Annotated in this window: 18 protein-coding genes; 12 read left to right on the top strand and 6 right to left on the bottom strand. The window is 69.8% G+C overall.

The features are described from left to right. The 3 genes from zipA to ACXAFN_RS08555 all read left to right on the top strand — a co-directional run bounded on the left by zipA (position 1) and on the right by ACXAFN_RS08555 (position 4104). Complete coding sequence (gene zipA / locus ACXAFN_RS08565; protein ID WP_474987950.1) at positions 1-1533, top strand: cell division protein ZipA; 1533 nt, start codon at positions 1-3, stop codon at positions 1531-1533. Positions 1534-1759: 226 nt separating this feature from the next. Then, positions 1760-3835, top strand: coding sequence for an NAD-dependent DNA ligase LigA (gene ligA / locus ACXAFN_RS08560; protein ID WP_474987948.1), 2076 nt, complete (start codon positions 1760-1762; stop codon positions 3833-3835). After that, positions 3832-4104, top strand: coding sequence for a YheU family protein (locus tag ACXAFN_RS08555; RefSeq protein ID WP_474987946.1), 273 nt, complete (start codon positions 3832-3834; stop codon positions 4102-4104). Before ligA ends, ACXAFN_RS08555 begins: the two co-directional genes overlap by 4 nt. Positions 4105-4170: 66 nt before the next feature. Here the strand turns inward: ACXAFN_RS08555 and mnmC are convergent, their stop codons facing one another. Continuing rightward, positions 4171-6261 (bottom strand): bifunctional tRNA (5-methylaminomethyl-2-thiouridine)(34)-methyltransferase MnmC2/FAD-dependent 5-carboxymethylaminomethyl-2-thiouridine(34) oxidoreductase MnmC1, encoded by a 2091-nt coding sequence (mnmC, locus tag ACXAFN_RS08550; RefSeq protein ID WP_474987945.1) that lies wholly within the window; start codon positions 6259-6261, stop codon positions 4171-4173. A gap of 423 nt (positions 6262-6684) precedes the next feature. Next, entirely contained in the window at positions 6685-6984 is a 300-nt protein-coding gene (locus tag ACXAFN_RS08545; protein WP_474987943.1) for a YciI family protein, read from the bottom strand. Positions 6985-7098: 114 nt separating this feature from the next. On the opposite strand from ACXAFN_RS08545, the gene ACXAFN_RS08540 reads away from it, so the two are divergent. The 3 genes from ACXAFN_RS08540 (at position 7099) to ACXAFN_RS08530 (ending at position 9673) form a co-directional block, all read left to right on the top strand. After that, positions 7099-8007 carry a PHP domain-containing protein gene (locus ACXAFN_RS08540; RefSeq protein WP_474987941.1) on the top strand — a complete coding sequence of 303 codons (909 nt, stop codon included), beginning with the start codon at positions 7099-7101 and terminating at the stop codon, positions 8005-8007. Between the two features lie 42 nt (positions 8008-8049). Further along, positions 8050-8673: an L-threonylcarbamoyladenylate synthase gene (locus ACXAFN_RS08535; RefSeq protein ID WP_474987939.1), complete on the top strand. Its 624-nt coding sequence runs from the start codon at positions 8050-8052 to the stop codon at positions 8671-8673. A 220-nt stretch (positions 8674-8893) separates the two neighbouring features. Then, positions 8894-9673 carry a 5'-nucleotidase, lipoprotein e(P4) family gene (locus ACXAFN_RS08530; RefSeq protein WP_474987937.1) on the top strand — a complete coding sequence of 260 codons (780 nt, stop codon included), beginning with the start codon at positions 8894-8896 and terminating at the stop codon, positions 9671-9673. Between the two features lie 40 nt (positions 9674-9713). On the opposite strand, the gene ACXAFN_RS08525 is transcribed toward ACXAFN_RS08530, so the two are convergent. Both ACXAFN_RS08525 and ACXAFN_RS08520 read right to left on the bottom strand, forming a co-directional pair. Continuing rightward, positions 9714-10604 (bottom strand): ion transporter, encoded by an 891-nt coding sequence (locus ACXAFN_RS08525; RefSeq protein ID WP_474987935.1) that lies wholly within the window; start codon positions 10602-10604, stop codon positions 9714-9716. A gap of 17 nt (positions 10605-10621) precedes the next feature. Further along, positions 10622-11488 (bottom strand): CYTH domain-containing protein, encoded by an 867-nt coding sequence (locus ACXAFN_RS08520; protein ID WP_474987934.1) that lies wholly within the window; start codon positions 11486-11488, stop codon positions 10622-10624. 108 nt (positions 11489-11596) lie between these two features. Here ACXAFN_RS08520 and ACXAFN_RS08515 point away from each other — a divergent pair, with 108 nt between their 5' ends. From ACXAFN_RS08515 to glrR, 6 genes are all read left to right on the top strand, one after another. Beyond that, on the top strand, positions 11597-12277 hold the full coding sequence (locus ACXAFN_RS08515) for a TIGR00153 family protein (RefSeq protein WP_474987932.1): 681 nt from the start codon (positions 11597-11599) through the stop codon (positions 12275-12277). 59 nt (positions 12278-12336) lie between these two features. Next, positions 12337-13602, top strand: coding sequence for an inorganic phosphate transporter (locus tag ACXAFN_RS08510; RefSeq protein WP_474987931.1), 1266 nt, complete (start codon positions 12337-12339; stop codon positions 13600-13602). A 240-nt stretch (positions 13603-13842) separates the two neighbouring features. Further along, positions 13843-15156, top strand: coding sequence for an amino-acid N-acetyltransferase (gene argA / locus ACXAFN_RS08505; RefSeq protein WP_474987929.1), 1314 nt, complete (start codon positions 13843-13845; stop codon positions 15154-15156). 775 nt (positions 15157-15931) lie between these two features. Continuing rightward, positions 15932-17419: a HAMP domain-containing sensor histidine kinase gene (locus ACXAFN_RS08500; RefSeq protein ID WP_474987927.1), complete on the top strand. Its 1488-nt coding sequence runs from the start codon at positions 15932-15934 to the stop codon at positions 17417-17419. 1 nt (position 17420) lies between these two features. After that, the gene (locus tag ACXAFN_RS08495; RefSeq protein WP_474987925.1) at positions 17421-17969 is read left to right on the top strand and encodes a hypothetical protein; all 549 of its coding nucleotides are present in this window, start codon (positions 17421-17423) and stop codon (positions 17967-17969) included. 15 nt (positions 17970-17984) lie between these two features. Continuing rightward, positions 17985-19379, top strand: a complete 1395-nt coding sequence (glrR, locus tag ACXAFN_RS08490; protein WP_474987923.1) for a two-component system response regulator GlrR — start codon at positions 17985-17987, stop codon at positions 19377-19379. Between the two features lie 33 nt (positions 19380-19412). On the opposite strand, the gene xseA is transcribed toward glrR, so the two are convergent. Then, positions 19413-20762, bottom strand: coding sequence for an exodeoxyribonuclease VII large subunit (gene xseA, locus ACXAFN_RS08485; RefSeq protein ID WP_474987921.1), 1350 nt, complete (start codon positions 20760-20762; stop codon positions 19413-19415). Between the two features lie 77 nt (positions 20763-20839). After that, positions 20840-21760, bottom strand: coding sequence for a LysR family transcriptional regulator (locus tag ACXAFN_RS08480; protein WP_474987919.1), 921 nt, complete (start codon positions 21758-21760; stop codon positions 20840-20842). Positions 21761-21826: the final 66 nt, after the last annotated feature.

The following is a 21826-nucleotide window of genomic DNA, read 5'->3' as shown; positions in this document are numbered from 1 at the left end:
ATGGAACTAAGAGAGTGGCTGATCATTCTGGGGCTGGCACTGGTGACGTTGATCGTCATCGACGGCGTGCGTCGTCTGCAGCGCCAGCGCCGTGTCCCGCGTCTCGACCAGGCCGGACACGACGCCCTTGGCCCCGACGAAGACCCCGAAGCGGCGGCCCGCGAGGCCGAAATCAACTGGGAACTGCCCAATGGAGGGGCGCGAGTCGTCAGGCCCGCAGACGAGAGTGGCGTGCAACCCAAGCCCAAGCTCCAGCGCCAGGATCATCCTGGCCCGTCGCGCGTGCTGTCGGAGTTTCGTCGCCAGCAGGGCGAGCCGGCGCCGGCCGAGTCGACCCCGTCTCCCGCGGCCGAACCGTCGCCGAAGCATGATCGCGGGCGGCCGCTCGAGGCCGATACTCCTTCTTCTTCGCCCGCGCCTGCAAGCGCGGCGTCCGGTCGCGATGCGCTGAGCCCGTCGCCCGAGGCCGACCACGACGGCCCCGCGCCGGTGGCGGCCGAGCCGGAGCGTCGCGAGCCCGCCCTCGGCGATGCCGCCGAAGGCCGTGACGCCGAGGCGCCGGAGCCGCTGATGGCGGATCCGGCCGATCACGACGGCTACGACGAGGAACACTATCGGCTGGTCGACCTGGAAGGCATGGGCGACTCCCTGAAGAACGGCTCCAAGCGAGTCGGCTCCTCGGTGCAGCGCTTCGGTGCCACCCTGCAGAAGGGCCTCGCCGAGCGGCGCGACCAGAAGCGCGCCCGCCGAGAGCAGGAAAAGGCCGAGAAGGCGCGCCGCGAACAGGAGAAGGCGGAACAGGCGCGTCGCCAGCAGGCGGCGCGGGAGGCCGAGGAGGCCGCCCGGCGGCAGCGCGAGGACGAGGCCCGGGCGCTGGAGGCGGAGCGCCGACAGGCCGCGCCGCTCGAGGACGACGACCCGTTGTTCGCGCCGCGTCGCGCTGCGGCCCCCGAGCCGACGCCCGAGGCCGTCGCCGAGGCATCGGGCCTGCCGCCCCAGGAGGATGACGTGGTGCGCGCGCACCCGGTGCTCGAGAAGGCCCTGCGCCACGACGTCGAGGCCGATCACGCCCGGGACGCCCTGGGCGAGGCCGAGGAACTGATCGTGATCAGCGTCATGGCCCGCGGCGAGGAAGGCTTCTCCGGCACCGCGCTGCTCGACCTGATGCTGGCCTGCGGCCTGCGCTATGGTCGCGACATGGGCATCTTCCATCGTTTCGAGACCGAGGATCCGGGCAGCGCCCTGCAGTTCTCGATGGTCAACGTGGTCAAGCCGGGCACCTTCCCGATCGAGGCCATGGACGACTTCCGCACGCCGGGCATCACCCTGCTGATGCCGCTGCCGGGGGCCACCGATACCTCGGCGGCCTTCGAGGCGATGGTCGAGACCGCGATGGTCATCGTCCGCCACCTGGGCGGCGAGCTGAAGGACGAGAACATGAGCGTGATGACCGCCCAGACCGTCGAGTTCGCCCGCCAGCGCGTTCAGGAGTTCGAGCGCCGCCATCGTCTGCATCGCTATCAGGTAAACTAAAGCCGGAAGCGACAAGCCGTACAGTGGACGAGAAGAGCAACCCCCGTGAGGTCACCCCACGGGGGTTGCTGCTTTGGTAAGCTAGGCGACCATGCTGGCTTCGAGCTTCGAGCTTCGAGCTTCGAGCTTCGAGCTTCGAGCTTCGAGCTTCGAGCTTCGAGCTTCGAGCTTCGAGCTTCGAGCTTCGAGCTTCGAGGCTTTTGCTATTGATCGAGACACGGATGACATGACCCACCCCGACCCCACGATTGAGGACGAGGCGGCGCGCCTGCGCGCCGAGCTCGAGGACGCCAACTACCGCTACTACGTGCTCGACGAGCCGCGCATGACCGACGCCGACTACGACCGTCGGCTGCGCCGGCTGCAGGAGATCGAGGCCGAGCATCCCGCGCTGGAAACGCCCGATTCGCCCACCCAGCGGGTCGGTGCCGCGCCCGCGGAGGGCTTTCCCGAGATCCCGCACGCGGTGCCCATGCTGTCGTTGAACAATGCCTTCGACGAGGAGGAGCTGGCGGCCTTCGCCAAGCGGGTCGCCGACCGGCTGGAGACCGCCCCCGAAGGCCTGACCTTCTGCTGCGAACCGAAGCTCGACGGCGCCGCCGTGTCGCTGGTCTTCGAAAACGGCGAGCTGACCGCCGGCGTCACCCGGGGCGACGGGCGCACCGGCGAGGGCATCACCTCCAACCTCAAGACCCTGAAGTCGATCCCGCTGCGGTTGCGCGGCAAGGAATGGCCGGATCGGCTCGAGGTCCGCGGCGAGGTCACCATGCGCCACGCCGAGTTCGAGGCCATGAACGACAAGGCGCGCGCCGAGGACACCAAGGTGTTCGCCAACCCGCGCAACGCCGCCGCCGGCAGCCTGCGCCAGCTCGATCCGCGCATCACCGCCACCCGACCGCTGGAATTCACCGCCTACCAGCTGGTTCAAGACACGGCGAGCCTCGCCCATATCGATGCCTCGACACACAGCGAGCAGATGGCGCTGCTGCGGGAGTGGGGCCTTCGGGTCAATGCCGAGCTCGAAGTCGTCCACGGCGCCGAGGGCATCATCGACTACTGCCGCCGGCTCGGCGAGAAGCGCGACGGGCTCGGCTACGACATCGACGGCGCGGTGATCAAGATCGACGACCTGCGCCTGCAGCGCGAACTGGGCTTCGTGGCCCGGGCGCCGCGCTGGGCGATCGCCTTCAAATTTCCCGCCCAGGAGCAGGTCACGCGGCTCAACGATGTGGAGTTCCAGGTCGGTCGCACCGGTGCCATCACCCCGGTGGCGCGCCTCGAACCGGTCTCGGTGGCCGGCGTCACGGTCTCCAACGCCACCCTGCACAACGCCGACGAGATCGCGCGGCTCGGGGTGAGGATCGGCGATACCGTGGCCATTCGCCGGGCCGGCGACGTCATCCCCCAGGTGGTACGCGTCCAGCTCGACGAGCGCCCGGACGATGCCCGCGAGATCGTCTTCCCCGAGCGCTGCCCGGTCTGCGACTCGCAGATCGAACGCCTCGAGGACGAGGCCGTGGCCCGCTGCTCTGGCGGGCTCTATTGCGCCGCCCAGCGCAAGGAGGCGCTCAAGCATTTCGCCTCGCGCCGGGCGCTGGACATCGAGGGGCTGGGCGAGAAGCTGATCGACGGGCTCGTCGAGCGCGACTGGGTGAAGACGCCGGCGGACCTGTTCGCCCTCGAGGCCGAGCGCCTCGCCACCCTGCCGCGCATGGGCGAGAAGTCCTCCGAGAACCTGGTGGCGGCGCTGGACAAGGCCAGGGCGACCACGCTCTCGCGCTTCATCTATGCGCTCGGCATCCGCGAGGTGGGCGAGGCCACCGCCGCCAATCTGGCCCGCCACTTCGGCACGCTAGACGCATTGATGGAGGCCGATCGCGAGGCCCTGGAGGCGGTGGACGACGTGGGTCCCATCGTCGCCGCCCACGTGCATACCTTCTTCCAGCAGCCCCACAACCGCGAGACGATCCAGGCCCTGATCGACGCCGGGCTGCGCTGGGAGGAGGCCGAGGTCGAGGCCGGCCCCACGCCGCTGGACGGTCAGACCTGGGTGCTCACCGGCACCCTGGAGAGCATGACCCGCGACCAGGGCAAGACGCGGCTCCAGGCGCTGGGGGCCAAGGTCTCCGGCAGCGTATCGAAGAAGACCGCCTGCCTGGTGGCCGGGGAGGCCGCCGGCAGCAAGCTGACCAAGGCCGAGCAGCTCGGCGTCGAGGTGATCGACGAGGCGACCTTCATCGCGCGCCTGACGAGCTGGGAGAGCGGCCAGACGCCACAGGACACGCAGGAGGACGACGCATGAGTGGCGATCGCTTTATCGAGGTGCCCTACCGCATGCTGCCGGGGGAGACCCTGGACGGCCTGCTGGAGGCCTTCGTTACCCGGCAGGGCTACGACACCACCGACACCGGCGAGGGCATGGCCGGCTGGGTCGGCGAGCTCAAGCGCCAGCTGGAGCGCAGCGAGCTGATCATCGCCCACGACCTCGAGACAGAGACCACCGAGGTGATGACCCTGGCCCAGTGGCGGGCCTTCGGGCGCGACCTCGCCGACGACGAGGAAGAGGGGTGAAGCGCTCCCCTCGTTGATACGCCTCCCTGAGCCCCTGGCAGCCTGACGGCGCGCCGGGCCCGGGGCTCAGTGGCCCCGTATCAGCTCGCGAATCACCCGTCGCCCGGGATGCAGGTGATCGGCCAGCGGCGCCTCGAGCGGCAGCGGCTCGTCGCAGATCCGCGAGGCGATCAGCTCGGCGCACAGCGGCGCGCTGGCGAGCCCCCGGGAGCCGTGGGCGGCGCTTATCCACAGCCCCGCATGATGCCGACCGGGGCGGTCCGGCACTCGGGTGGCGTCCTTGGCCAGGGCGGCATAGTCCCGGTGCCAGGCCTCGGCGTCGGGCACCGGGCCGGCGTAGGGCGACTTGTCGGGGCTGGCGGCGCGCACCGCGGCGCGACCTTCCAGCGCCGCCGGCGAGAGGTCGGCGCCGGCCTCGGCCAGCGCGGCGGGATAGCCGGGCAGGGTGCGCTCCAGCTCCGCGAGGTTGGCGGCATGATCCGCCTCGCGCACAGTCGCGTCGGCGTCGTGGGGGGCGAAGCTGGCGCCGAAGGTCAGCTCGCCGTCCCGCGGGGGCATGGCGTAGCCGCCGGCGCAGATGACCCGCGCCGGCGCGGGGGCGCCGTCCGGCAGCGCGAGCCGTGAGATCTGGCCGCGCACTGGCTGCAGGGGCAGGGTGGCGGTCTGGGCGAAGCCGTTGGAGGCGGTGGCCGCGGCGATCACCACCTGATCGACCTCGAGCGTGCTCTCTGCGTGTTTCCCCCCGCCGCCGTCGCCGACCAGCGTCAGCCGCCAGCCCCCGTTCTCGTCTTCTCCCGCGATGGGCGAGAGCTGGCGCACCTCGCCCCGGTAAGCGCTCACTCCGTCGCTGGCCGCCAGGCGCTCGCAGAGGGCGGCCGGGCGCACCCAGCCGGCCAGGGGATAATCGAGCCCGCCGTAGGGAACGCCGAGCCCGCCGAGAGGCAGCGCGAGGCCGGCCAGCCGGCCGGCCTCGGCGGCGTCGACTGGGCGCACCACACCCGTCGGCAGCGGATGATTATCGACGAAGCGGGCCTGGCGGCGCGCCTCGCGCTCGGACGTGGCGAGCTGCAACACGCCGCAGGGCGACCACAGGGCCTGGTCGGGGTCGAGCGCCTCGAGCCAGCGCCGGGCGTGCAGCAGGCCGGCCAGGTAGCAGCGGCTCTGCGGGTTGGTCTCGGCGGCGAGCTTCACGTAGAGCGCGCCGAGGGCGTTGCCCGAGGCGCCGGCGCCGGGGCCCTCGCGGTCGATCAGCGTCACCGCCACGCCGCGGCGGGCCAGGGCGGCGGCCACGGTCGTGCCGGCGAGCCCGGCGCCGATCACCGCCACGCGGCGGGCTGCTTGCGGCGCGGGCGGTGAGAACCAGGGCGTGGACCGGCGGCGCATGGGATCGCCGAGAGCACGCGCCGGGGGCGTCTCGATCTCGCCGGCCAGCATCTCGCGCTTGCGGCCGAAGCCCGGCACCTTGCGCCAGGCGAAGCCGGCGGCCCTGAGGCCGCGCTTGACCACCCCGGCGCAGGTGAAGGTGGCGAAGGTGGCGCCCGGGCGCGAGCGCGCGGCCATGGCGGCGAACAGCGCCGGCTGCCACATCTCGGGGTTCTTCGAAGGTGCGAAGCCATCGAGGAACCAGGCGTCCACGGCGCCGTCGAGCAGCGCCAGGCGTTCGGTGGTGTCGCCGAAGTGCAGGTCCAGGGTCACCCGCTCGTCGAGCCACAGGCGGTGCACGCCGGCCACCGGTTCCGGCCATTGGGCGACCAGCGCGGCGGCGCGGTCGGCCAGGTCCGGCCAGGCGGCCAGCGCCCTGGCCAGGTCGTCGCGGGCCAGCGGAAACTTCTCGGTGGACACCAGGTGCAGCCGGGCGCCCGCCGGGGCGTGGGCGTCGAAGCAGGCCCAGGCGCAGAGCATGTTGAGCCCGGTGCCGAAGCCGGTCTCGCCGACCACGAAGGGGCGGGGCGCCTGCCAGCCCGCGAAGCGCTCGGGCAGGCGGTTGGCGGCCAGGAAGACGTGTTCGGTCTCGGCGCGACCGTCGTGGCGAGAGAAATAGACGTCGTCGAAGGCGCGGGAATGCGGGGCGCGCTCTCCGCTGGCGTCCTGGCGCCAGTCGAGTCGGGCGCATGCCAGGCCGGCCAGCGGCGGCAGGGGATCGGGGGCGGCGGTCAAGGTCGGCTCCGGGGTGGGGCGGCGGCTGGTCAAGGATTGATCGATCTCGCCGCGGCGCCTCCGTCACTGGGCTGGCGCAAGGGGTCCGCGGCGTTTTCACAATGTTATCCACAGAAGCTGTGGGAAAACCCGCTGTTGATAAGTTATCGACAGGGGCGGGTTGGCGACGCGAGAGGGGAGCGTCTCGAGGCGCCCGGCCACGAGAAACGGCCCGAGCCATCCGCTCGGGCCGGATCCGGCAGCGGCGGAGGCGTCCGTCAGGCCTTAGGCAGTGTCTGAAAACTGTCTGCGCTCGGCTATACCGCGTTAAAAATCAGCTCGTGCGCGAGCCCGGTCAAAGTCCTCATTTACACCCCGTAAACTCCGGCTTCTCGCTGATTTTTGCCTTGTCTAGCCTTCGCTCGCCGACTTTTCAGACAAAGCCTAGGGCAGCGCCTTCTTGAACGGCTTCACCGTCACCTCGGCATACACCCCGGCGATGATGTAGGGATCGGCATCGGCCCAGGCCTGGGCGCTTTCCAGGTCCTCGAACTCGGCGACCACCAGGCTGCCGCTGAAGCCGGCCTCGCCGGGGTCCTCGCTGTCGATGGCCGGGTGGGGGCCGGCCAGCACCAGGCGGCCCTCGTCGCGCAGTTGCTCGAGGCGGGCCAGGTGATCGGGGCGGGCGGCCAGGCGCCGTTCCAGGCTGTCGTTCACATCTTCGCTGATGATGGCGTAGAGCATCTCGGGATGTCCTCGGCTAAGCGGCTCGCGCCGCGTGGGCGAGTGGCTCGGTTGACCGGGGTGGGTCGGGCGAGCACCATGGCAGACATTCTCTCAGAGTCACCTGCCGCCGTCATGCCAATGCCTGCACTTCCCGTGCGCTTCGAGGGTCACGACCCTCTCACCGTCGACCTGCACATGCATTCCACCGCCTCGGATGGCGCCCTGTCGCCGACCGACCTGGTCGCGCTGTGCGCCGAGCGGGGCCTGACCCATATCGCCCTCACCGACCATGACACCGTGGACGGCGTGGCGGAGGCCCAGCGGGCCGGCGAGGCCGCGGGGGTACGCGTGCTGGCGGCCACCGAGCTTTCCACCCAGTGGCGAGGGGTCAACCTGCACGTGGTGGGGCTGTTGCCCGAGGGCGCCCGAGGGGCCCTGGCCGAGGGCCTGGTGGCCCAGGCCGAGGCTCGCGAGCGACGCGCGGCGACCATCGCCCAGCGCCTGGAGAAGATCGGCCTCGACGACGCCCTGGCCCGGGCCCGCGAGCAGGCCGGCTCGGACCGCCCGCTGGGGCGCCCGGACTTCGCCCGGGCGCTGGTGGCGGCGGGCCTGGTACCCGACATGGGCACCGCCTTCGCCAAGTACCTGGGCAACGGCAAGGCCGGAGACATCAAGGCCCACTGGCCCTATCTCCGCGAGGGAGTGGGCTGGATCCTCGACGCCGGCGGCGTGGCGGTGCTGGCGCACCCGATGCGCCACAAGCTGACGCGACGCAAGCGCGGCCTGCTGCTGGACGACTTCCGCGAGGCCGGCGGCCAGGCCGTCGAGCTGGTCAGCGGCTTCCAGAATCCCGACGCCACCCGCGACCTGGCCCGTCAGCTCCAGGAGCGGGAGCTCTCGGCTTCGCTGGGCAGCGACTTCCATTTCCCCGGCGGCCACCTGGCCCCGGGCAGCATGAGCCCGGTGCCCCGCACCGCGGTGGCGCCGGTCTGGACCCATCCGCGGCTGGCGGGGTGGGGCGGCCTGGCGCCGGCGGCCTGAGGCCCGAGGGCCGTCTTCGATCCACGAGCACAGGGAGGGCCCATGAGCCAGTTCTTCCAGATCCACCCGGACAATCCCCAGAAGCGCCTCATCGACCAGGCGGTACAGATCATCCGCGACGGCGGGGTGATCGCCTATCCCACCGATTCCGGCTATGCCCTGGGCTGCCACCTGGGCGACAAGAAGGCGGTCGAGCGCATCAAGTGGCTGCGCGACCTGGACGACAAGCACAACTTCACCCTGGTGTGCTCCGATCTCTCCGAGATCGGCACCTACGCCAAGGTCGACAACGCCGTCTTCCGGCTGCTCAAGGCCCACACGCCGGGCCCCTACACCTTCATCCTCCAGGCCACCAGCGAGGTGCCGCGGCTGCTGCTGCATCCCAAGCGGCGCTCGATCGGGGTGAGGGTGCCGGACCACCAGATCACCCGGGCGCTGCTCGATGCCCTGGGCGAGCCGCTGATGAGCGTGACCCTGATCCCCGACGGCGAGGAGCTGCCGATGACCGATGCCGAGGAGATCCGCGAGCGCTTCGGGGCCCACCTGGCGCTGGTGATCGATGGCGGTGCCTGTCACCTGGAGCCGACCAGCGTGGTCGACCTGCGTGAACTGCCCCCCAGGGTGGTCCGCGAGGGCCGCGGCGATCTCGCGCCCTTCCAGGCCTGAGGCGCCTAGGCATCGGCGTTTCCCGCACCGGCTCGACCCCTGGTCGAGCCGGTTTTTTTATGGCGGAGCGGGGAGGGAGGCGGCGCGGGGATGTTCCATTGTCGTTATTTGAATGGATAATAAAAATAAAATATGATCCAAGTGCCTTTCTTCGATAACAAGGTGTAATCGAAGGGCGCCCCCCCGCCCGTCGAGCGCCCCCACGACAAGGAGAATTCCCATGCCGATGTCCAGTTTCCGTCGCACCGGTGTCGCCGCTGCCCTCTCAGGCCTGGTGGCCCTGCCGCTGGCCGCGCCGGCCGTCGCCGACGACGGCGCCATGGTCTGCGCCCAGGCCGCCTACGCGATGGGGCTGCGCTACCAGCAGCAGTCCGCCGAGGTCGCCGCCCTGCAGCGTCAGGGCTTCGCCCTGGCCCGCTATCGCCTCGAGGATCGGCTCGAGGCCCTGGGCGAGGGGAGCTCCCCGGCGATCATCACCGATCTCGACGAGACGGTGCTGGACAACAGCGCCCTGCTGGCGCGGGACATGGCCGAGTGCCACGACTACACCACCTGGGATACCTGGAAGCACTGGGAACGCGAGGGTGAGCCGCGCCTGATCCCCGGCGCCAAGGCCTTCCTGGACTACGCCGACGCGCGGGGCGTGGCCGTGTACTACGTCTCCGACCGCTATCAGGAGAACGAGGCCGACACCATCGCCACCCTGGAGGCGCTGGGGCTGCCCCAGGTCTCCGCGGACAGCGTCATGCTGCTGGGGCCGCCCAAGGCGGAGCGCCGCGCCGCGGTGGTCGAGGACCACACCCTGGTGATGCAGCTCGGCGACTCCCTGCACGACTTCGCCGGCGACTTCGCCGACGCCGACCTGGCCGGTCAGCACGAGCTCGTCGAGGCCGAGGCCGAGCGCTTCGGCCGGGACTGGATCGTGTTCCCCAATGCCGGCTACGGCGACTGGAGCGAGGCCGAGCTCGAGGCCTGGGAGGCGCCGCTCGAGGTCGAGTGAGCCTCAGCCCGCGCCCTTGCGCCACGCGACGCCCCGGGGATCATTCCCGGGGCGTCTTTTCGTCTCCCGCTTCTTCCTCGCGTGGGTCGGGGGTGGTCTCGTCCAGCCAGGTGCCGCACTTGAGGCAATAGCGGGCGTGCTTCTCGTGGCGATCATGGCCACAGCCCGGGCAGGCCTCGTCGGAGTAGCGGTCGGCGCGGATCGAGCGGATCACCTCGGCGGAGAACACCCCGGTGGGCACGGCGATGATCGAATAGCCGATCAGCATCACCATCACCGAGATGGCCTGACCCAGCGGCGTCACCGGCGTGATATCGCCGTAGCCCACCGTGGTCAGGGTCACCACGGCCCAGTAGATGGCGGTGGGGATGCTGGTGAAGCCGGCCTCGGCGGGCTCGATCAGGTAGACCAGCGAGGCGAAGATGGTCACCAGCATCAGCACGGTGAACAGGAACAGGAAGATCTGGTGGCTGCTGCGCATCAGGGCGCCGATCAGCAGGCGGCCCTCGCCGACGAACTCCATCAGCCGCAAGACCCGGAAGATGCGCAGGGTGCGCAGCAGCCGTACCACCACCAGCGACTGGGCCCCCGGCAGCACCAGGGCCAGCCAGGTGGGCAGGATGGCGATCAGGTCGATGACGCCGTAGAAGCTCTTCAGGTACTGCCAGGGGCGCTCCAGGCAGTAGAGGCGGATCAGCAGTTCGGCGGTGAACAGCAGCGTGAAGCCCCACTCGAAGCGCCGGAACCAGGGCCCGTAGCTGGCCTGAAGGCCGGCGACGCTCTCCAGCATCACCACCAGCACGCTGGCCAGGATCACCCCGATCAGGGCGATATCGAAGCCCTTGGCCCAGGGAGTGTCGGACTCGAAGATGACCTGGAACAGGCGGGTGCGCAGGGCGCCGGCGGCGGGCTTGAAACGGTCGTGGTTCACGGTGGCTCCTCGCTCCCTCAACCCAGGGCCACCGAGTCCGGCAGGCGGCGCGCCAGGGCCAGCATCCGGCCGCCGGCATCCGCGCTCCATTCGCGCTCATCGCGCAGCGCCGTGGCCAGCCGGCGGGCGTCCTCGGCGCTTTCGCCATCGCCCTCGGCCAGCCGCAGGAAGGCCTCGCGGGCGGCCTCGCGCCAGGCGGCGTCGTCGGTGTCGGCCAGGGCATCGAGGGCCACCACGGCCCGATGCAGCCAGGCGGCCCCGGTGCCGCCCTCGGGCAGCGACCAGCGGCCGGCCAGCAGGGCGGCGCCCCGGGCGGCCTTGCTGGTGTCGGAGGGGCGCAGCGGCACCCGCTCGGCCAGAGCCTCGGCGAGGTCGATCAGGGCGGCGGGGTCGCCGGCCTTGAGCTCCAGTTCCAGCTCGCGGATGGGCGCGGCGTGATCGTCGGTGCGGATCTCGCCGAGGTCCAGGGCTACCTCGATGGTGGCGGTGTCGTCCTCCAGCCACCAGGTCTCGCGGACGAAGTCGGTGGCGAAGCGAGGCGTCAGGCGCCCCAGCACCCCTTCGCCGAGCGCGGCGATCGGCGGCAGGTCGATCAGCCGGCCGAGGTCGAGCCCGGGGCCCATCACCTCCCATTCCCACTCGCCTCGGGTCGACAGGCCGCCGCCGCCCTGGCCGCTGGTCTTCAGCGTCTGTACCAGGCGGGTGTCGTCATGGCGCAGCCGCAGCGCCATGCGCTCGGCCTCCAGGCGACCGTCGGGGGTGTCGAAGTAGGTGTTGCCCAGGCGTGTGGTGGCGGGCGTCAGGCCGGCGAGCCGGGAGTGGTGGCGAAGGGCCTCGGGGCCGGTGGGGCCCAGGGCCAGCTTGAGTTCGATCTCGTTTGCCATGAAGCGGCCGCCTTATCGGATGTTCGTGAAGATTAGATGATTTTTCCATGACGCCAGCGTAGGCAGTCTCTATACTGTCGCCGCCATTTCCAAGTGCCTAGATGCCCCATGGTGACATCCAATCCCTTCTCGGCGATGTTCGGTCGCTCGCCATTCCAGCCCCTGCTGGCTCATATCGTCAAGGTCAACGACTGCGCCGAGGCGCTGCTGCCGTTCTTCGAGGCGACCCTCGAAGGCGACTGGCAGGAAGCCGGCGAGCAGCGCGAGACCATCACCCGGCTCGAGCACGAGGCCGACGAGCTTAAGACCGAGCTGCGTCTCAACCTCCCCAACACCCTGTTCCTGCCGGTATCGCGCTCCGACCTGCTGGACCTGATCAGCGTGCAGGACAAGATCGCCAACAAGGCCCGCGACATCACCGGCATCATGCTGGGACGCAAGATGCAGGTGCCCGAGGAAATCGCCCAGCCGATGCGCGAGTACATGCGCACCTCGGTGGCCTGCGTCGGCCAGGCCCGCGAGGCCCTCGAGGAGCTCAAGGACCTGCTCGAGTCCGGCTTCGGCCGCAACGTCTCCGACGTGATGCAGAAGCTGATCCGCGAATTGCACACCCTGGAACAGCAGGCCGACCAGCAGCAGATCGCCATCCGTCGCCAGCTCTTCGAGCTGGAGGATCGCCTGCCGCCGGTGGAGGTGATGTTCCTCTACAAGATCATCGACTGGGTCGGTGAGCTGTCCGATCGCGCCGAACGCGTCGGCAGCCGCCTTCAGATCATGACGGCCAACTGAGCGGGCCTTCCCGCGCCACACAACCGCCACCTTCTGACCGCTACAAGGGACATCGTCCTATGTCGATCATCGCGCAATACGGCGACATCTTCATCCTTCTCGCCTGTGCCTTCGGGCTCTTCATGGCCTGGGGGGTGGGTGCCAACGACGTGGCCAACGCCATGGGCACCTCCGTGGGTTCCAAGGCCATCACCATCAAGCAGGCGATCATCATCGCCGTGATCTTCGAGTTCCTCGGCGCCTGGCTGGCCGGCGGCGAGGTGACCGACACCATCCGCAAGGGCATCATCGATCCGACCCTGTTGCAGGACGACCCGCAACTGCTGGTCTACGGCATGCTGGCCTCGCTGCTGGCCGCGGCCACCTGGCTGCTGATCGCCTCGATGCGCGGCTGGCCGGTCTCCACCACCCATTCCATCGTCGGCGCCATCGTCGGCTTCGCCATGGCCGGCCTGGGGCTCGAGGCCATCGGCTGGACCAAGGTCAGCCAGATCGCCGCCAGCTGGGTGGTCTCGCCGCTGATGTCCGGCACCATCGCCTTCATGCTGTTCAAGTCGGTCCAGCACCTGATCTTCGAGAACCGCGATCCCTTCGCCGCGGCCAAGCGCTACGTGCCGATGTACGTCTTCCTGGTCGGGTTCATCGTCGCCATGGTGACTTTCACCAAGGGGCTCAAGCACGTCGGCCTCGACCTGAGCTTCGGCGCCAGCCTGCTCTATTCCATCCTGCTCGGTCTCGGCGTCATGCTGCTCGGCGGCCTGCTCGAGCGCCGGGTGGGCGCCGAGAAGCGCAAGGACGATACCTTCGGCTACGGCGGCGTGGAGCGGGTGTTCGGCGTGCTGATGCTGTTCACCGCCTGTGCCATGGCCTTCGCCCACGGTTCCAACGACGTGGCCAACGCCGTCGGCCCGCTGGCCGCGGTGATCAGCGTGGTCCAGAGCGGCGGCAGCGTGGGCGGCGAGGCCCTGGTGCCCTGGTGGGTGCTGGTGCTGGGCGGCGGCGGCATCGTCGCCGGCCTGGTCACCTACGGTCACAAGGTGATCGCCACCGTGGGCACCGGCATCACCGAGCTGACCCCGAGCCGCGGCTTCGCCGCCACCCTGGCCGCCGCCACCACCGTGGTGCTGGCCTCGGGCACCGGGCTGCCGATCTCCACCACCCACACCCTGGTCGGCGCCGTGCTCGGCGTGGGCCTGGCCCGCGGCATGGCGGCGCTCAACCTGCGCGTGATCGGCACCATCGTGATGTCGTGGCTGATCACCCTGCCGGCCGGCGCCGGCCTGGCGATCATGTTCTTCTTCATGTTCAAGGGCATGTTCGGCTAAGTTCGGCCACGGGCCACGGGCCACGGGCCACGGGCGCTGAATCGGGAGATCCTGCGCGGCATCACGAAGGCTTATCATCCAGCCCGAAGCCCGAAGCCCGAAGCCCGAAGCCCGAAGCCCGAAGCCCGAAGCCCGAAGCCCGAAGCCCGAAACGGCGGCACCGCAGTGGTGCCGCCGTTTTCGCGTGTCTGATATAGTCAACACTCATCTTTCCCTTTCACCTGCTGCCGGAGCGCGGCCTTGGATACTCGTTTCCCCTTCGTCGACTGGTTTCGCAACTCCTCGCCGTATATCAATGCGCACCGAGGGCGAACCTTCGTCATCCTCATCGAGGGCGAGGCGGTGGCGCAGGGCCGTGGCGAGCAGCTCATCCAGGACCTGGCGCTGCTGCACACCCTGGGCGTGCGCCTGGTGGTGGTGCTGGGCATTCGCCCCCAGGTGCAGCGGGCGCTGGCCGAGGACGGCATCGTGCCCCGGCGCCACCAGGGACGCTGGGTGGCCGACGAGGCGATCATGGCCCGGGTCGAGCGAGTGGCCGCCGAGCAGCGCTTGTGGCTGGAGGCGCGGCTGTCGCTGGGACTGCCCAACACCCCGCTGCACGGGGTGGAGATGACGGCGGTCTCGGGCAACCTGGTGATGGCCAAGCCGTTGGGGGTCCGGGACGGCATCGACTTCCATCGCAGCGGTGAGGTGCGCCGGGTCCGGGAGGTCGCCATGCGTGGCCTGCTGGAGCAGGGCTCGCTGGTGCTGCTGCCGCCGCTGGGCTATTCCAGCACCGGCGAGGTCTTCGACCTGGACGCCGCCGAGGTGGCCCGTCATACCGCCACGGCGCTCGGTGCCGACAAGCTGATCCTGCTCGGCGAGGCCTGCGGGCTGTTCGACGAGGCGGGGCGGCTGCGCCGCCAGCTGGCGCCGGTCGAGGCCGAGCCGCACCTGGCCGCGGCCGAGGCCGGCAGCGAGCTGGCCCGCCACCTGGGCGCCGCCTGTGCCGCCGCCCGTCACGGCGTGGCACGCACCCACCTGCTGTCCTGGCAGGACCACGATGCCCTGCTCGGCGAGCTGTTCACCCGTGACGGGGTGGGCACCATGATCACCCAGCACCGCTACGAGCAGCTGCGGCGCGCCGAGATCGACGACATCGGCGGCCTGCTGGAGCTCCTCGAGCCGCTGGAGCGTCGCGGCATGCTGGTGCCGCGCTCCCGGGAGCGGCTGGAGTACGAGGTCGACGACTACGTGGTCATCGAGCGCGACGGCATGGTGATCGGCTGTGCCGCCCTGCATACCTTCGGCGAGGCGCGAATGGGCGAGCTGGCCTGCGTCGCGGTGCACGGCGACTACCGCGGCGGCGCCCGCGGCGACGTGCTGCTCGGCGAGGTGGAACGGCGCGCCCGCGGGCTCGGGCTCGAGGCGCTGTTCGCCCTGACCACCCATACCGCCCACTGGTTCTTCGAGCACGGCTTCCGGCTCGCCGAAATCGATGACCTGCCGCCGCTGCGTCGGGACACCTACAACCACGCCCGCCAGTCCAAGATCCTCGTCAAGGCGCTCGGCTGAGCGCTGTCGCCGCCCGACGCCACTCGGGGATCATGCTGTCTCCGGCTGGCGACGCTTTAACTCCTTGTATTTAAGGGTTTTTTTCTTTTTCCGCCTAATGGCGTCGCCATTCGGCGACGAAAATCGCCGTGTCGTGGGCGGTTTTGCAGCTTCGGGCCCGGCATGCCAATATCAGAACCTTCTCAAGTCATTGATTTATAATGTAATGGATAATTTATGGCACGTAACTGGCAATAGTCAGGGTGAGCAAACGGAAGCGGTTCAAACGGCTCGAACCGTCTTCCGGTCGCCGAGAGGCTCGCGACAACACTGCCCTGTGCCTCCGACCTCCCGGCGACCGACGTCTGCTCCAGCGATGTGTGACTTTAGGTTGCGATGAGACGGTACCGACGACGTCAAGGACGTGTACCGAAAGGGCAAGGATGCCCTGGCAAGGATGCCTCTCCCCCGAACGGGGGAACGAATCGCGCGGCCACGCCCCGGCGGGGCCGCCAGAGGAAGCGGGGCGATGTGTCGTCCCAGGAGTCTCACCCTAGCTGAGGCGGGACTCCGCTGCTTCACGGGCCGCATGGCCCCGGGAAATCGATCGAGCGATGGACCGAGTCTTCGGTCGAGCGGTTTTCCACCCCTTCAGTTCCCTGCGTATTGGGCCGGCTCTGCCGGCCTTTTTTTTGCCTGTTCGGCCGCGATGCGGCGCGGGACACAGGCCGAACTCTGGTATCCTCGGGCATAGACGATGGTGAATGCCGACTCATTCCTCTACCGAACGCTGGCCATGACTTCTGCCGTTTCTCGACGCTGGCGCCCCCGCTCGCTGCTGCAGCTGGTGTTGCTGGCCTTTCTGATGGTGATGCTGCCCCTCGCCGTGCTGATGCTCCAGGCCGGGCAGGCGCTGTCGGAACTCTCGCGGCTGGCCGACCAGAGTGCCCGACAGGCGGTGGAGGAGACCCGTCGTGCCCGTACCCTTGGGGCCCTGGCCCTGGAGATGGAGCGCGGCGCTCGGCAGTATGCGGTGGTCGAGCAGGAGAGCCTGCTCGACATCTTCGACGAGCGCCTGGCCGAGTACCGTCGCCTGCTGGCCCGGCAGCGCGAGCTGCTGCCCGATGACCCGGACGTTGCCGCCCTGTCCGGGCTGCTCGATCGGCTCGCCGAGTTGCCTGGGCTGCCGCTGGAGGAATTCCAGGATCGCCTGACCGAATTCCTGCCCTTCGCCGAGCACACCGAGGCGATGCGCCACGCCACCAATCGGCGCATCGACGACCGTCTCGACATCATCCGCACCCGTGCAGAAACGGTGCAACATCGGCTGTGGTGGCAGACGGCGGCCCTGGTATCGGCCAGTCTCATCCTGATGCTGCTGTTCACCCGCTTGATCGTGCGCCCGGTGCGACAGCTCGAACGCCGCATCCTGGGCATCGGCAGCGGCGGCCAGCGGGCCCGCGTGGCCCCGGTGCAGGGGCCCGCGGAGCTGGTCAGCCTCGATGAGCGGCTCGACTGGCTGGCCTCCCGGCTCGACGAGCTGGAGGAACAGAAGCAGCAGTTCCTGCGCCACATGTCCCACGAACTCAAGACCCCGCTGGCCAGCGTCCGCGAGGGATCGTCGCTGCTGGCCGACGGCGTGGCCGGGGAGCTCACCGGCCACCAGCGCGAGATCCTCGACCTGATCGACGCCAGCGGCAGCGAGCTCCAGCAGCTGATCGAGCAGCTGCTCGACTACAACCTCCTGCAGCACAACCAGCGCCTGGAGGCCGAGCGGCTGGATCTCGCCACCGTCGCCAAGGAGGTGCTGGCCAAGCATCACCTGGCACTGCAGCAGAAGGGCATGGCGGTGGCCTGTTTCGACGGGCCGCTGGTCTGGCGGGTCGACCGCACCGCGACCGGGCGGATCCTCGACAACCTGATCTCCAATGCCATCGCCTACGGCGAGGACGGCGGCGAACTGGAAATCCGCGCCCATACCCGCCATGACCGCCTGGTGGTCGAGGTGGCCAACAGCGGCGAGCCGATCCCCGAGGAGGACCGGCCGCGGTTGTTCGAGGCCTTCTACCAGGGGCGCATCCGCCGCAAGGGCGCGCTCAAGGGCTCGGGCATCGGGCTGTCGGTGGCCGCCGACTGCGCCCGCCTGCAGCACGGCAGCCTGGCGCTGGTCGACGACGCGCGACTGGCGGTGTGCTTCCGCCTGACGCTGCCGCGTCCGGCGCCGGGCAACGAACATCAAGCATCCGATTCCGCCGTTGCGGAACACCACGCAAGGAACGAGTGATATGACCCCACGCCCCCTGCTCCTGTGCCTGGCCACGGTCTGGCTGGCCGGGTGCCAGTGGATACCGACGCAGCTGCCGGGGCAGGAGCCCAGGGAGCCCGTGGTGCAGGAACCCGACATCGGCGCCTGCTTCTCGGAGATCCCCGGCTTCGACGATCCGGCCTGCATGTTCGAGGACTGGGTGGCCTTCGGCCTGGCCTCCCAGCGCGGCGACCGGGCCTGGCGCGAGGCCATGCTGCTGCGCCTGGAAGGCAACGACACCGACCGGCGCCTGGCTCGGGCCGTGGTCCTGGCCTGGGGCGACGAGCGCCAGTGGCACCAGGCCTCCGAGCTGTTCAAGGCCGACCTCAGCGCCGCGCCGGCGCGGCTGCAGCCGCTGCTGCGCTACTGGCTCAACGAGATCGAGGGCCGGCGCGGCCTGAGCCACCGATTGGGCGAGAGCCGCCAGGCCCAGGAGACGCTGGCCGAGGAGAAGGCCGCCCTGGAGGAGAAGCTGGACGCCCTCACCGATATCGAACGCAACATCAACTCGCGACAGCAGACCGAGTAATGCGGGAGACATGACATGATGCCAAGCGCAAGCCCCCAGGCCCAGAATCACGGGGCCCATATCCTGCTGGTGGACGACGATCCCAGCCTCCTCAAGTTGCTGGGCATGCGCCTCGAGAGCCGGGGCTACCGCGTGACCACGGCGGAAAGCGGGCGCGCGGCCCTCAAGCACCTGGATGCCGGCAACCCCGATCTGGTGCTTTCCGACATGCGCATGGACGAGATGGACGGCCTGGCGCTGTTCCAGGAGATCCAGCGGCGCCTGCCCGGCCTGCCGGTGATCATCCTCACCGCCCACGGCTCGATTCCCGATGCCGTGAGCGCCACCCGCCAGGGGGTGTTCGGCTTTCTCACCAAGCCGGTGGATCGCGAGGAGCTGTTCACCACCATCGAAGAGGCCCTGGCCCACACCAGCGCCGGCGGCAACGGCGACGGCGACGACCGCTGGCGCGAGGCGATCATCACCCGCAGCCCGGAGATGGAGCGCATCCTCGAGCAGGCGCGCATGGTCGCCACCTCGGACGTCAGCGTGCTGGTCACCGGCCCCTCGGGGTCGGGCAAGGAGCTGATGGCCGAGGCCATCCACCGGGCCAGCCGCCGCGCCGACAAGCCGTTCGTGGCCATCAACTGCGGCGCGCTGCCCGAGCAGCTGCTGGAGAGCGAGCTGTTCGGCCACGCCAAGGGCGCCTTCACCGGCGCGATCAGCGAGCACCGCGGGCTGTTCCAGGCCGCCGACGGCGGCACCCTGTTCCTCGACGAGATCGGCGACATGCCGCTGCCGCTGCAGGTCAAGCTGCTGCGCGCCCTGCAGGAACGCCAGATCCGCCCGCTCGGCTCCACCACCTCGGTGCCGGTGGACGTGCGGCTGATCTCGGCCACCCACCGCGACCTGAGCCAGGCGATGCACGACGGCGAGTTCCGCGAGGACCTCTTCTATCGCCTCAACGTGGTCAACCTCAAGCTGCCGCCGCTCAAGGAGCGCGCCGAGGACGTGCCGCTGCTGGCCAAGTACCTGGTCGCCCAGGCCGCCGAGCGCCACAAGCCCTTCGTCAAGGGCTTCTCGCGGGAGGCCCTCAATCTGCTGGCCTCCAGCGCCTGGCCCGGCAACGTGCGCCAGCTGGTCAACGTGGTGGAGCAGTGCGTGGCGCTGACCAGCGCGCCGATGATCCCCGAGGCGCTGGTCGCCCAGGCGCTGGCCGCCGAGGAGAACGCCCTGCCGACCTTCAACGACGCCCGGGCCGGCTTCGAGCGCAGCTACCTGATCAAGGTGCTCAAGATCACCGAGGGCAACGTGACCCAGGCGGCGCGCATCGCCGGGCGCAACCGCACCGACTTCTACAAGCTGCTGGCCCGCCACGAGCTCGAGCCCTCGACCTTCAAGCCGGGCACTCCCCACAGCGAGGCATCGTGACGCGAGCGCCTCGCGCGACCCGATGAGACGAGGTCAGTCGGCGGCGTCCTCGTCCGGCAATACCTCCAGGGCCAGCCGCCCCTCACCGAGCCGCGCCGCCAGGCGCTCCCCGGGCCGGGTGTCCGCCGCGCGGCGGATCACCCGGCCCTGGTCATTCTCGAGGATGGCGTAGCCCCGGCCCAGCACCGCCAGCGGGCTGACCGCCTGCAGCTCGCGGCTCACCGCGGCCAGGCGCTCGCGGTGGCGGGCCAGCGCCCGGGGCAGGGCGTGGCGCAGGCGTTGCCCGGCCAGCGTCAGCCGGCGTTCGGCCTGCTCGAGCTGGCGATCCGGCGCGCGCAGTGCCAGGCGCCGGCGCAGCTCGCCCTCCTGGCGGCGGGCCGATTCCAGCCGGGCGCGCATGGCCCGGTGCAGCCGGCCCTCCAGTTGCTCCAACTGCCGGCGGCGGAAGGCCAGTACCTCGCCGGGATGGCGCAGCCGCGCGCGCAGGTGATCGAGCCGCTGGGCCTCGGTGTCGAGCCGCGCGCGCTGGACGCGCAGCAGTCGGCTTTCCAGGGCCTGCAGGCGCTGCAGCAGCTCTCGGCGGTCGGGCACTAGCTGCTCGGCCGCCGCCGAGGGCGTGGGCGCGCGACGGTCGGCGGCGAAGTCGGACAGCGTCACGTCCACCTCGTGGCCCACCGCCGACATCACCGGCAGCCGGGAGTGGAAGATCGCCCGGGCCAGGTGCTCGTCGTTGAAGGCCCACAGGTCCTCCAGGCTGCCGCCGCCGCGAGTCACCAGGATGGCATCGCGCTCCGGATCCAGCGCCGCCTGGCGGTTGAGCAGGCCCAGCGCGGCGATCATCGCCGGCGCCGCCTCGCGGCCCTGCACCGGCACCGGGATCAGCGTCACCTGGGCCAGCGGCCAGCGTGCGGCCAGCACCGCCAGCACGTCGCGGATCGCCGCCCCGGTGGGCGAGGTCAGCACCAGCAGATGGCGGGGCGGGTAGGGCAGCGGCCGGGCGTTGGCGAACACCCCCTCGGCGTCGAGCCTGGCCTTGAGCCGCTCGAAGGCCGCCAGCAGCTCGCCTTCGCCCACCGCCTGCACCGCCTCGGCGATCAGCTGGTAGTCGCCGCGCGGCTCGAACAGCGACACCCGGCCGCGCACCTTGACGCGGTCGCCGTCGCGCATCGGCGCGGCGATGAAGCGCGCGCGGTTGCGGAACAGCGCGCAGCGCAGCTGGGCCCGCTCGTCCTTGAGCGTGAAGTAGACGTGGCCCGACGCCGGCCGCGACACCCCGGACAGCTCGCCCTCCACCCAGACGTCGCCGACGTCCTGCTCCAGCGCCTGGCGGGCGCGGCGGTTGAGCTCGCTGACGGAGAGGGCGGTATCGTCGGCAGGGGGCATGGGCATCCTCGGCGGGGGAAGGGCGGGGTCCGTACTGTAGCGGACCGGCCCCGCCCGCCGCTAGGCGACGACCTGTTTCACTGCAAGGCTTCGCCGAGAGTTTGTCCTTTCGGGTGGGTCGCTTCCCGAATGCTGTCGCGAAATGCTGAAGCCGCTGCCGATAGTGGATCACGCCGGCGCATCACCATGCCCAGCTCGCGCTTGATCGTCGGGACAACCAGGGGCCGCTTGTGGATACCGTCGTCTGTGATCTGGCGGAAACTCAGCGAGGGCAGCACGCTGATGCCCAACCCCGCCGCCACCATTCTACCCACCGTGGCGATCTGGCTGACGTCGCATAGCAGGTCCAGCGGCTTGCCCACCTTTTCCATGATGCGGTCAATATCCTGGCGCACGCTCGATAGTCGGTTGAAGCCGATAAAGGGGTAGTCGGCCAGCTGTTCCCATCTCACGTGTTTCTGCTCGAGGAGGGGATGTCCCATCGGGCAGACCACGACATAGCGGTCAATGATCAGCGTCTCGAAGGCCAGGTCTTCCGACGCCATCGGCGGCACCGAGAATCCCAGATCAGCACGGCCCTCGCGAACCTGCAGGTTGACCTCATCCGCGAGCACATCGTGCAGGCTCAGGTTGATCCTTGGATGGCGCTTGCGGAAGCCTGCGATGACATCGGGCAGCAGTCCGGCCGCCAGAGTGGGAAGCGCGGCCAGGGTGATCTTGCCGCGCTGCTTCGAGAATAGCTCGCCCAGGTCCGCGAATGCTTCCTCCCAGTCGTTGAGCAAACGCAATGCCGTTGGCAGAAAGGCCTCGCCTTCAGGCGTCAACGACAGCTGGCGCGTGGTTCGCGCGAACAGCGGACCGCCCACCGTCTCTTCGAGTTTGCGAATGGCGATGGACAGCGCCGGCTGCGACAGGTGCACGCGCTCGCTGGCTTCGGCCAGGCTGCTCGACCGTGCCACGGCGACGAAGGCCTTGAGCTGCTTGATGCTGGGATTCATTTATAAAATTTAAGGAATCTTAAAAACATTTCAATATACAAAATAGAGGAGCCGGCCGAAGCTGCC

The sequence above is a fragment of the Halomonas sp. ABH4_019 genome (assembly GCF_056159885.1).
This window is presented reverse-complemented; position numbering and strand designations above follow the sequence as displayed.